Source organism: Coriobacteriia bacterium, assembly GCA_034370385.1.
Taxonomy (GTDB): Bacteria; Actinomycetota; Coriobacteriia; order Anaerosomatales; family PHET01; genus JAXMKZ01.
Genome location: JAXMKZ010000030.1, coordinates 140,143 through 151,208 on the forward strand (window position 1 = coordinate 140,143; position 11,066 = coordinate 151,208).

Consider the following 11,066-nt stretch of genomic DNA (forward strand, 5'->3'; position numbering starts at 1 on the left):
TCAAGCACTCCTCACGTAGTCCGTGTGCGTCAAGAGCGCCCCTACCGCTTCGATGAGTTTCAGTCGTTCGATCGGCTTGAGCAAGAACGCGTCGGCTCCGGCATCCAGCGCCCTGTCCCGGACGTCCAACACGCTGAACACCAGCACGGGAATGTCCTTGGTGAGCGGGTTGCTCTTGAGGCCAGAGCACACTTTGAGGCCGCTCAACCCGGGTAGGATGACATCGAGGATGATCAGGTCGGGCTTCACGGCTTCGGCCGTCTCAACGGCCCGCCTTCCGTCGAGCACGATGTGAACGTCATACCCATGCTTGTTGAGAAAGTATTCCTCGAGTTCGGCGGTGATGGGGTCCTTCTCGGCGACAAGAATGAGAATGGCGCCGTGGGATGCCGCTTCCTCGGCAACCACCCCGATCTTGCCGAGCTCTCGCTTGAGCAGCGCATGCGCGGGACCGGCCTGGATGCCATCCTCATCGATCTTGCGCTTCAACCACTTGATCCGCCGGACGTCATCCTCGCTGTAGAGCCGGTGACCGCCCTTGGTGCGGCTGGGAACGACGAGCTCGTAGGCCTTCTCCCAGTGGCGCAAGGTGGTCTGCGGGACCCCGGTGGCCTCTACAACCGCATGGATGCTATAGACGCCGATCGCCGAGTCATGTTCCATGGCACGCCCCGAAACCTCGATACGGTCTAATGCGACTCTCGAATACTTTAGCACAAATCTGAAGTACTTACTCAGGCGGGGTGAGTTTCCCGTTGGGTCGATAGCACGCTCATCCGGCCGCAACGACCGAAGTTGTATCGAGATTCGATACCGCCCGGCACTGCTGATCGTCCGTCCATCGGAAACCTCGCATATATCTCTAGTGAATCTTCAAACTCATCCCCCGGGTGGGTAGATACTCACCAGTCGAAAGAAGGGAGGTGACGTCGTGCTTTGGACAATCCTCGGAGTTCTACTGGTGCTTTGGCTTCTCGGATTCAGCTTCCAAGTTGGTGGCAGCCTAATCCACCTGATCTTGGTGGTCGCTGCGATTCTGCTCGTCGTCCAGTTGCTGTCCGGTCGACGCAGCGTCGGCTAGCTCAGCGACTGTGCTGAACACGCGTCGTCCGCACGCAGTAGCGAACACAACGCCGCGATCTGAGCACGTGAGAGGTGATCTCTATGCCGTACGTCGAACACGTTGATGGCGATGTCGGAGGTTCCGGCAACGGGTTATGGGTCTTACTCGGGGTGGTAATGGCGCTCCTCGTCTTCGTGCTGGCTCTCGCATGGTTCGGGGTGCTCGGGACGCAGGTGCAGCAGTACGTTCCTCTCTATCCTGCGCAGACGGCTCCCGCTCCGACACAGGCTGTGCCCGCCGAACCCGGTGAGGCGGGCGAACCAGGCGCAGCAGGGGCACCAGGGGCTGCTGGAGCACCTGGCGCAGCTGGAGAACCCGCACCCAGTGAGCCCGCGTCTCCCTAGGGCAATACCGGTTCGCTGACGAAGGTCGCCGGGTGTGGTCTGCCCGGCGACCTTCGCGGTTCTGCAGCGCAGGGTCGCTGGGCCTGCGCCGACCGCAACGCGTGGGACTTCATCAGAGCGCCGACCCGTGCGTGGAGTTGACCTGAGCCCTATTGATTCTGCAAGGCGGACCGGGTCTCGCACGGAACGACAACCTTGATCGCGCCTGGAACCACCGTGGCATCGACCGGAGTCTCTCCCCCGCACTCTCCGTCGGATACAACAGACTGCGGAGGTTCCGCCGTGACGCGAATGCCCTTTCCACGCCAGTGACGGACGCTCTTAGCCTCTTGGCCGACCGCTGCCTCAGCGGCACTCGCGGCCATCGCAAAGAAGTCGGCATGCTCGATGACGATGACGTCAAGCATCCCGTCGGACGTGTCGACGTCCTCGGCGATCTTGAGCCCCATGACACCGGTGCTCGCCGTGTTAGCGATGATGCACGCGATACCCTCGGCCTCGATGATCTCTCCGTCGATGTCGATTCTGTACTGCGCGATGGGCGGGTCACTGATGGCCTGCAAGCCCGCCATCGCATATGCGAGCCAGCCGAGTCGTTCCTTGCGCTCGCGCGTCGCTCCTTCGACAATCGACACTTCAAGACCCATCGTGAGTCTTACGATGAACCAATCGTCGCCCGAGCGACCCATGTCGACAGGTCGCAGGTCGTACGCGCCTGAGGCCACGAGCGCGGCGGCATCCACCAATGCGGCCGGTATGCCGAGATCCTCCGCGAGCGTGTTTCCCGTCCCCCCCGGAAGAATCGCCATCGGCGGGCCGCCCTGCGCGAGGGCCGACGCTACCTCCTTGATGGTGCCGTCACCGCCGTACACACCGACCAGATCGTATGACTGCTCGGCCGCCTGGCGCGCGGCGGCGAAGGCATCACCGGAGGCGTGCGTCACATCGACATCCCACTCGATGCCCGCTTCGCCCAGCGTCTGGTTGAGCACGCTCAACACGGGCTCCGGCTGTCCCGCTCCGGGATTGACGATCACCTTGATGCGCATTGGGCACCTTCTCGGTCTTCGGTCGGACCCGCCGTGCGTCATGAACCGCAGTATCTCGCCTGTACGTAGAGGTTCGTACCCCACCGGTCCGTGACTCGCGTAGTCCCGCAGGGTATAGCCACTAGCACAATGGATGAATCCGAATCGCATTCCTCGAACGATTGCCGTGCGGCCTCGATCGAGACAAGTTCCGCTGAGGCCTCCCCCCCGACGCCCGCGGTCGTTGCCGCGGCGCCTCCTTCACGCGCGGAGCAGCGGCACGCGAAGATCAAGCAGGCGGCCGCAGAAGCATCGTGGGAGCCCGAGGACGCCGCGTGGGCTGATGGCGCTGTCGAGGAGGAGGGCGAGGCGCTATTCCGCTCCATCTTCGAGCGCTCGGCGGTAGGCATCGCGCTGATTGACTTGGAGGGGCGCATATCCAAGTGCAACCCAGCGCTTGCGGAGATGCTCGGCCAGGAGATCGACGAACTCCCCGGCAGGGCGTTCACGGACCTCTCGTATCCAGAGGACGGGGCTCTCGACCTGAAGTACTTCGAGGCACTCGTAGGCGGAGAGAGCGACCATTACACGATTGAGAAGCGATACGTCCGTGGCGACGGGTCGGTTCTTTGGGGACAGATGACGGCGTCACTGATCTCGGGCGACCACGAGCTTCCACGGTTCGTACTCGGCATCATCGAGGACGTTTCGGAGCGTCACAACGCCGAGGAGGCAGTACGGCAACGAGACCTCGGCATCCGCGAGGCGTACACGCAAGTCGTTGCAGCGGTGACCGGTGGCAAGCTCGTACTCGTGGGAATGGATGAGATCGTCTCTGAGTTGGGAGACGAGGTGTGGAACGCCGGCGAAATCGGGTCCGCCAAAGCCGTCTCCGAAGCGCGCCACCAGCTGGGCGATACCTTGGCAGCGCAGTTCAACGACCCAAGCCGCGTGGAAGAACTCGTGCTCGCTACCGGCGAGGCCATGGCCAACGCTTGGAGCCACGGAGGCGGCGCGGGTCTGCGGCTGCTCAAGAAGGGCTGCGTACTTCAAGTCGAAGTCGAAGACGCCGGTCCGGGAATCGACTTTGCGAACCTTCCGAAGGCGACACTGGTTCCTGGCTACTCCTCAACGACGACGTCCCTCGGCATGGGTTTCACGATCATGCTCGCGGAGTGCGACCGCGTGCTGCTCGCCACCACGCCCGCAGGCACCCGGGTGGTCCTAGAAGCACGTTACGGCGACGAAGATGGTACTCACTAGAGTAGACCCTGTCAGTCGAGGACCGGCTTGTGTTGAGAGACTCGGTTCCGCCCGTTGCGCTTCGCCTCGTACAGGGCGAGATCGGCTCGCTCGATGAGCCTGAGAAAGTCCGCCTGGATGTCGCTGCCCAGTTCAGCTTCGGCGATACCGATACTCACGGTCGTGGCGATGTCATGCGTCGAAGCCTCCTCTACCGCCTTGCGTATGGCCTCGGCGATCGCCCACGTGCCGCCGTGGATCACTGGTAGGGCAAGAACGACGAACTCATCCCCACCGTACCGGCCAACAGTGTCGGAAGCCCGCAGTCGTGAGGACAAGAGCCCGGCGATGTCCCTCAGAACGCGATCGCCCGTGACGTGCCCGTGTTGATCGTTGATGCTCTTGAAGTGGTCGATATCGATCATCATCACACCGAGCGTAGAGCCGGTCCGCGCGGCTAGGTGCGCAAGCTGTGTGGATAGCGCGAAGAACCCGCGCCGATCAAGAACTGCCGTCAAGTCGTCCCGAGCCGAGCTCGCCGCCAGTCGCTTGTTCTCACGCCAGAGCCTCTGAATCGTCTCGCCCAGCAGCTCGAGTTCGGGCGTGACGCTGCCGTAGGATCGCAGCATATCGATGAACTCTGAAATGTGGCACTCGTACTCATCCGCAGGATTGGGGTCGCCCGCAGAAGGTCCGAGTAGTCGGAAGAGCAGCTCGAAAGCCGGGTGGAGCAGGTAGAACTCCATGCGGTACGCCAGAGTGAAGGATGCAGCAACGTCGCAGTCTTCGCCGATAAGATCCAAGAGCTCACGCGACCGAACCAGTGTTCTCTCGAGCTCCGCGATCACCTCATCCGCGTCCTCCACGAGGTCAGGGATTGTCGTGAGGTCACCCGCGTGCTCGGCCCGCTCCCAGAAGCGGATGTGCTCTGCTTCCTCTTCCGACATGTGCGCCCAGAAACGCGAGAGCTCCTCGGGACAGGGCACCCGACTCAGCTTCGCGTAGACATCGCGGGCGGTCTCGTCGATCTCTCGACACAGCCGGACGATCTCCGCCGTAGCCGTCATCTTCATCCGACAACCTCACTCACCGCGACTGATGCGCACAACCATGGTTCTGGGTAACAGAGTACTCCTGTGTCAGGAAGATGGAGGACCGGCCTGTGCGGCGACGTACTCCCCATACCAGGCCATCCCAGCAAGAGCGCGTACCGCAGCGACCGGCGAGTAGAGGATGACCGGATCGTGTCGTGTGCCACCCGGGAAGGTCGCAGCCTCAATCGGTCGAAGCGGAACGTTGATGATCGGTTTGCCCGTGCTCTCCATGAGCTCCGTCACGCGCTCGAGAAAGGCGATCTCGGCGGGGTTGAAGTTGCCGCGACCGGGTCCGCCTGGCACGCCGGCGGCCACGGGGTCATCTGACGTCCAGCCGGTGGACGGGCTGCGCAGGATGCCCAGAACGACGACGGCGTCCACGGCCTGACTCTCGGCGAGCATCGTCAGCGTGCTGGCGGCGAGGTCCGGGCCGACCGCCGCAACGAGATCGACGGGGTTACTGCGGCACCAGTAGCCGGGCAGGATCTCGTCCAGCGCGGCGAGGACGTGTGGTTCGAGCGCGGCCAGCTCGAGGTCGTTGCGGGCCAGCTCGTCCGCCGCCAGTACGCCCCACCCTCCGCCAAGAGTCATGACGGCGACGCGGCGGCCGGCGGGCAGCGGGAGCGCGGACAGACACAGCGCCAGATCCAAGCTCTCGTCGGGACCCGTGCGCACGAGGCAGCCCGTCTGTCGCGTCGCTGCTAGGAACACATCAGTGGAGCCCGCCATGGCGCCCGTGTGCGAAGCGGCGGCTCGGCGGCCGTAGTCCGTCATGCCGCCGGGCAGGATCACGACGGGCTTCTTGCGCGTGATACGGCGCAGAACGTCGAGGAAGCGGCGGCCGTCGCCGACCTCTTCGAGATAGACGAGAACAGCGGCGGTCTCCGGGTCGTCTGCCAGCGCATCCAACACATCGAGCGCGCTCGTGCTGGCCTGGTTGCCGACCGTCACGTACTTATCGATGCCGACGCCACGTCGCTCGGCCCGGGTTATGAGCTGCACGCCGATATTGCCGGACTGCGAGATGATGCTCAGGCCGCCGGGTTTCGGCCGCAACTCCAGGAAGCCCACGGCATGGAGACGGCTATGCGTCGCGAGCAGGCCCATACAGTTGGGGCCGATCAGCGTTACCCCCGCATTCCGTGCGGTCTCGATCAGTTCCACCTCCGCGGCGGCCCCTGCCTCTCCGGCCTCCGAGAAGCCCGCGGCCACGACAAGCGCTACGGGAATCCCTCGCTCGCCGCACTGCTCGATCACGCCGTTGACGTGGGCGGCTCCCACTGCGACGAGCGCTAGGTCCGGGGCTTGCGGAAGTTCAGCGATGCTGCCGAAGGCCGGCACATCGAACACCGCACCACCGCGACCGTTCACGGGGTAGATGGGACCAGCGAAGCCGCCGTTGATGAGGTTGCGCATGAGGGATCCGCCCCACTTGAGCGGGTCGTTCGAGGCGCCGACGAGTGTGACGGCGCGCGGCGCGAACAAGGGGGTCAGGTCCGGGCACGAGGTGACACGTCGGATGGAGTCTGACGCGCCTGCCCCGGCGGCGGAATCGAGGATCACGAGCGCGTCGGCGGCCACCGGCATCGCGCCGTCCACGATGAGGGGGTTCACGTCGATCTCGCTGACCGCCGGATGGTCCTCGGCGATGCGGGCGAGCGCACGGATCGCTGCGGCCAGCGAGGAGCGATCCACCGGCGGCATGCCGCGGAATGCGTCCAGCAGCACGCGCGCCCTGATGCCCTCGAGCATGCCTTCGATGTCCCGGTCCTCCAACGGCGTGACGCCAAGTGCGATGTCCCTATGGGCTTCGGCGAAGATTCCTCCGATGCCGAATATGACGACCGGGCCGTACGAAGGATCGCGCTTCATGCCGACCATGAACTCGCGCGCACCTCGGACCATCCGCTCGACGAGAAGCACGGCGCCCTGACCTTCGGTGCGCACCAGAAGATCGCGAGCAGCGGTGCGAACGGCCTCTTCACCACGGAGGTCAAGGGCGACAAGCCCCTGCTCGGTCTTGTGGGCGATGCTGGCTCCGATGGCCTTCACCACCACCGGACCATCGAGCCGCTGCGCGATTGCTGCCGCCTCGTCCTCGTCGTGCGCGAGGCCACCCTCGGGAACGGAGATACCGTAGCTAGCGAGCAGTGCTTTCGCCTGCCATTCGTCCAGCGCGCTGAGACCCTGGGCTACGGCCGCGGCGATGACCGCGGCTGCCTCGCGTTGGGCGCCAGCCGATTCGTTCACCATGTCGGGTTCACCCGGGCTCGCGTTGGCTCTTTGCAGCAGAGTCCCACCATGTCGACTACTCCCCTATCCGAAGACGCTGTCACGACGCTCCTCGTTCGAAGGGCCGCTGCTCGCAGTATAGGGAGTGGCTACGTCGACTCAAGCATCGCCAGGGAGGAGCGTCGACACCGAGTCTCCCTCACGGGAAAGCAACCATGCCCACGCCGCGAGCGCCCGGCGTTCAGAGTAAGCTGAAGTCCACCAGAGGCAGGAGACGGGTGCATGGAACTCGCGATGGCAACGGACTACGCAGGCGACACAGGGAATGCAGAACCCGCCCTGACAAGAATCGCGGAGGCAGGCTTCCAGCACATTCAGTGGATTCACCACTGGCGACACGACTTCATCTACACCGAGCCGGAGATCAGGCACATCGAGCATCTTCTGAAGCGTCTGTCGCTCTCGCTGTATGACATTCACGCCCCCGCGGGAGCCGAGAAGAACTGGTATTCGACCGTCGAGTACCAACGCCAGGCAGGTGTCGAGATCATCAAGAACCGCGTCGAGATGGGCAGGAACCTCGGCGGCTCGGTCATCGTCGCGCACACACCTCCGATGAGCCCCGCGAATCGCGGCGCCTGGAGCCAACTCAGGAGATCGCTCGACGAACTCGAGGGCTACTGCACCGCAAGGTCCATCAGGATCGCGGTCGAAAACCGTCCGAACGATACCTTCACGGAGATTCGCGCGTTGTTCTCCGAGTACGGACCCGACTTCTTGGGGCTGTGCTACGACTCGGGCCACGGAAACATCGGTGGCATGGGCCTGCAGCATCTCGAGTCTGTGAAGGAGCGCCTCATCTCACTCCACCTGCACGACAACGACGGAGATGCCGACCAGCACGGGCCTCTGTTCTCCGGCACGGTCGACTGGGGTGAGCTGGTGCGCATAGTGGCCGAATCCCCCTACGACCAGTTCCTCACGTTCGAAACGGAGATGAGGCGCTCGGGGCTCCATGACGAGGCGCTCTTCCTCAAGTGCGCCCACCACGATGGAATGAAACTACTGTCGATGCTGCAAGGCCACGCGAGCCGTGCACCGGTCACGTAGGTTGGGCGATGAACTGGCGGGGCCCGCCTGTAACCGCGCTCGAACCCAGGTCGCGTCCCTTCACGCAGCCGCTGAGCACGGCGTGCCCCACCGATTGCGCGAGACGGTGGGCAGGAATCTGCGGCTGGCGATCTAGCGGGAGACCCACCGCAGAGAGCCTTCCCTGATGCAGGCGTCGTTTCTCGGAAGTAGGTTTGAACTACTGCGGGATGAGCACGTTCGCGAAGACAAGCCAGGCCAGCAGCGACTTGGCAGCCAGGCTCAGGAACACGTACGAGGACTCGCCGAAGAGGTAGTCCCTCCACTTGCCCACCTGCTTGTACTGCAGGACCTGGTTGAGGGCGAAGCTGTTGAAGAACACGAACATCGACGCGAATATCCAGTACACGAAGCCCGGCGTCATGTCGCTCGCGCCCGGGCCCCAGAGGTAGTCGGCGATCGCGAGCCACGGGAAGATGCCAGCTACGCACCCGAAGACGAACGCGGTCCAGTCGGGGTTGCCGGGCTGTTCGTACTTCTCCATCAGCCAGCCGAACAGGATCATCGACATGTTGGCGCCGAAGATGCCGATCAGCGCCGCGATATCGGTGATCGAGACAAGCGCCGCGATCAACACGACCATGAGCGACGAGCTGAACGCGTACTCGATCCAGCGGAAGTAGTTGTGATTCTGCTTGAGGCCCTCAACGTACCTGGCGTACGCCGGACCGGCGATGATGAAGTGCGCCGCAGCCGAGAAGAACAGGAAGAGCGCCACGCCAAGGCCGAGGTCGAACGTGAAGTACGGCTGCGGGGCACCGTAGACGAGGGGCCCCGGGCGCTGGTTCAACCACGATGCCGTCACCTGGATGTCATAGGGCTCGCGAAGCGCCACGATGGCCGCCCCCTGCAGCAGATGAAAGAGCCCCATCACCACGTTGTAGATCCTGAGCCGCTTGAACCTCGCCTCGTCCTTTGCCATGTAGACCCCTCTCGTCGTGGTGCCCTGACCCGGCGATCGACCGGGGAAGGTCCCCCGTCAGCCCGCCTCCGCGCCTTCTCGACAGACAGCCCTCAGGCTTCCATCATCCTACCCTTCTAGGGCGATGCGCCGTGCTGCGATCGCGGTCGCGATGAAGTACCCACCGAACACCACAATCGGGATGGCCGTCGCCATGCTGTACTCAGTAGCGACATCGACCTTGCCGAAGAGCCCAATCACGTCCAAGATCGGTCGCTGGCGGAGTCCCTGCAGTCCTCTTCAGTCACCTGTCGTGATAGTGGCCCCGGCACGCGGACGCCCCGTACCCGTGCAGCCCGGCTTTCCTACTCCGAGTGGTCCTACAGGACTGTACCCGCTTCGCGGACGCTGTTCGCGGAGTCTCCGCAGGTGAACAGAACGAGGCACCCCAAAGGGTGCCTCAGACTGCTGACAAACCCCCGCCGATCTCCGGGTCGACGGGGGTTTGCCGTCTTCTGGGGCGGCACACAGAATCGGCATATTCACTGGCAATATATGGGAGTTTGTGCTAGCCTTCTCGTGTGGATGCCACTCTTCCGGGAGGCGCGATGTTCACCGCAGACTCGAACCGCCAGACGGTCGCCGAGTTCGTCACGATCGAACAACTCGTTCCACCCGATCATCTGCTACGCCGCATCGACACAGCCGTCGACTTCTCCTTCATCAACGAGATCTGCCGCCCGTACTACTCTGCCGACAACGGCCGTCCCGCCATCGAGCCCGAGATCGTGTTCCGTGCCCTTCTGATCGGCTACCTCTTCGGTATCAGAAGCGAGCGGCGGCTCGTCTCAGAGATCGCGGTGAACGTGGCGTATCGCTGGTTTCTGCGCCTGTCTCTGACCGACCCGGTCTTCGACGCGTCGGTTATCTGGCAGAACCGCCGCAGGCGTTTTGCCGGCACCGACGTCGCCCAGCGCATCTTCGACGGCATCGTCATCCAGGCCATCGACGCCGGGCTCGTCTCCGGAGAGGTGCTCTTCACCGACTCGACCCACTTGAAAGCCAACGCCAACGGCAGGCGCCACACCGAGGACCACGTGAGTGCGAGCGTTGCCGACTACTTGGCTGATCTCGACGCCGACATCGACGCCGACCGCGCCGCACACGGCAAGAAGCCGTTCGATCGCGACGAGACCAAGCCGTCGCCTGAGCGCAGGATCAAGCGCTCCGTGACCGACCCGGATGCCGGATTCATGCACCGCGACGGCAAGCCCAAGGGCTTCTTCTTCCTCGACCACACGACCGTCGACACGCGTGTGGGCATCATCACCGACGTGTTCGTGACCCCGGGAAACGTCACCGACGCCGAGCCGTACCTCGACAGGCTCACGACCCAGATCGACAAGTTCGGTTTCGAGGTCGCTGCCGTCGGCATCGATGCCGGATACAACACCTTCCCCGTCTGCAAGGGCCTTGACGCCCTGGGCATCGAAGCGGCGGTCGGGCGAAGACGGGCCGGGCATCCCAAGGGGGTGTGGGGCAAGCACCGCTTCGACTACGACCGCGACGCTGACGTCTACCGCTGCCCGCAAGGCGCGGTGCTCGCCTACGCGACCACCGACCGCAACGGGTACCGCTCCTACCGGGCAGCGAGGTCACGCTGTCAGGGGTGCCCGAAGATCGCACTCTGCCTCACCCCCGCTCAGCGCGAACGCACGATCCGCCGGCATGTCTGGGAGGACGCCAAAGACCGTTGCTTGGACTTCACGAGAAGCGATATCGGGTCGAGGATCTATGCGCGAAGAAGAGAGACGGTCGAGCGCTCCTTCGCAGATGCCAAGGAGCTCCACGGACTCAGATACTGCAGGATGCGGGGGATCGAGCGGGTCTCAGAGCAGTGCCTGCTGACCGCAGCGGCCCAGAACATCAAGAAGTTGGCTTTCGCGCTCACCT

Annotated in this window: 10 protein-coding genes; 4 read left to right on the top strand and 6 right to left on the bottom strand. The window is 63.8% G+C overall.

The genetic code is table 11. From position 1 onward, the window contains the following. On the bottom strand, positions 1-663 hold the full coding sequence (locus tag U1E26_07455) for a response regulator (GenBank protein ID MDZ4169477.1): 663 nt from the start codon (positions 661-663) through the stop codon (positions 1-3). A 268-nt stretch (positions 664-931) separates the two neighbouring features. Between U1E26_07455 and U1E26_07460 the strand changes: the two genes are divergently transcribed. Continuing rightward, positions 932-1,081: a lmo0937 family membrane protein gene (locus U1E26_07460; GenBank protein ID MDZ4169478.1), complete on the top strand. Its 150-nt coding sequence runs from the start codon at positions 932-934 to the stop codon at positions 1,079-1,081. A 535-nt stretch (positions 1,082-1,616) separates the two neighbouring features. Here U1E26_07460 and U1E26_07465 read toward each other — a convergent pair. Next, the gene (locus U1E26_07465) at positions 1,617-2,516 is read right to left on the bottom strand and encodes a diacylglycerol kinase family protein (protein MDZ4169479.1); all 900 of its coding nucleotides are present in this window, start codon (positions 2,514-2,516) and stop codon (positions 1,617-1,619) included. Between the two features lie 129 nt (positions 2,517-2,645). On the opposite strand from U1E26_07465, the gene U1E26_07470 reads away from it, so the two are divergent. After that, a complete protein-coding gene (locus tag U1E26_07470) occupies positions 2,646-3,758 on the top strand; it encodes a PAS domain S-box protein (GenBank protein MDZ4169480.1) in 1,113 nt (370 codons plus the stop codon). Positions 3,759-3,769: 11 nt separating this feature from the next. On the opposite strand, the gene U1E26_07475 is transcribed toward U1E26_07470, so the two are convergent. Beyond that, a complete protein-coding gene (locus U1E26_07475) occupies positions 3,770-4,810 on the bottom strand; it encodes a GGDEF domain-containing protein (protein ID MDZ4169481.1) in 1,041 nt (346 codons plus the stop codon). A 66-nt stretch (positions 4,811-4,876) separates the two neighbouring features. Then, the gene (locus U1E26_07480) at positions 4,877-7,084 is read right to left on the bottom strand and encodes an acetate--CoA ligase family protein (GenBank protein MDZ4169482.1); all 2,208 of its coding nucleotides are present in this window, start codon (positions 7,082-7,084) and stop codon (positions 4,877-4,879) included. Between the two features lie 261 nt (positions 7,085-7,345). Between U1E26_07480 and U1E26_07485 the strand changes: the two genes are divergently transcribed. After that, positions 7,346-8,173, top strand: coding sequence for a sugar phosphate isomerase/epimerase family protein (locus U1E26_07485; GenBank protein MDZ4169483.1), 828 nt, complete (start codon positions 7,346-7,348; stop codon positions 8,171-8,173). 199 nt (positions 8,174-8,372) lie between these two features. Here U1E26_07485 and heR read toward each other — a convergent pair whose 3' ends face one another. Both heR and U1E26_07495 read right to left on the bottom strand, forming a co-directional pair. Then, positions 8,373-9,134: a heliorhodopsin HeR gene (gene heR / locus U1E26_07490; protein MDZ4169484.1), complete on the bottom strand. Its 762-nt coding sequence runs from the start codon at positions 9,132-9,134 to the stop codon at positions 8,373-8,375. 108 nt (positions 9,135-9,242) lie between these two features. Further along, the gene (locus U1E26_07495; GenBank protein MDZ4169485.1) at positions 9,243-9,380 is read right to left on the bottom strand and encodes a hypothetical protein; all 138 of its coding nucleotides are present in this window, start codon (positions 9,378-9,380) and stop codon (positions 9,243-9,245) included. A gap of 341 nt (positions 9,381-9,721) precedes the next feature. On the opposite strand from U1E26_07495, the gene U1E26_07500 reads away from it, so the two are divergent. Continuing rightward, the coding region (locus U1E26_07500; protein MDZ4169486.1) for an IS1182 family transposase at positions 9,722-11,066 on the top strand (1,345 nt) is incomplete at its 3' end.

What these genes read in the sequence shown, in the direction of transcription:
- U1E26_07465 (MDZ4169479.1), bottom strand. Translation starts at nt 2,516, where the DNA reads ATGCGCATCAAGGTGATCGTCAATCCCGGAGCGGGACAGCCGGAGCCC.
- U1E26_07475 (MDZ4169481.1), bottom strand. Translation starts at nt 4,810, where the DNA reads ATGAAGATGACGGCTACGGCGGAGATCGTCCGGCTGTGTCGAGAGATC.
- U1E26_07485 (MDZ4169483.1), top strand. Translation starts at nt 7,346, where the DNA reads ATGGAACTCGCGATGGCAACGGACTACGCAGGCGACACAGGGAATGCA.
- heR (MDZ4169484.1), bottom strand. Translation starts at nt 9,134, where the DNA reads ATGGCAAAGGACGAGGCGAGGTTCAAGCGGCTCAGGATCTACAACGTG.
- U1E26_07470 (MDZ4169480.1), top strand. Translation starts at nt 2,646, where the DNA reads ATGGATGAATCCGAATCGCATTCCTCGAACGATTGCCGTGCGGCCTCG.
- U1E26_07480 (MDZ4169482.1), bottom strand. Translation starts at nt 7,084, where the DNA reads ATGGTGAACGAATCGGCTGGCGCCCAACGCGAGGCAGCCGCGGTCATC.
- U1E26_07455 (MDZ4169477.1), bottom strand. Translation starts at nt 663, where the DNA reads ATGGAACATGACTCGGCGATCGGCGTCTATAGCATCCATGCGGTTGTA.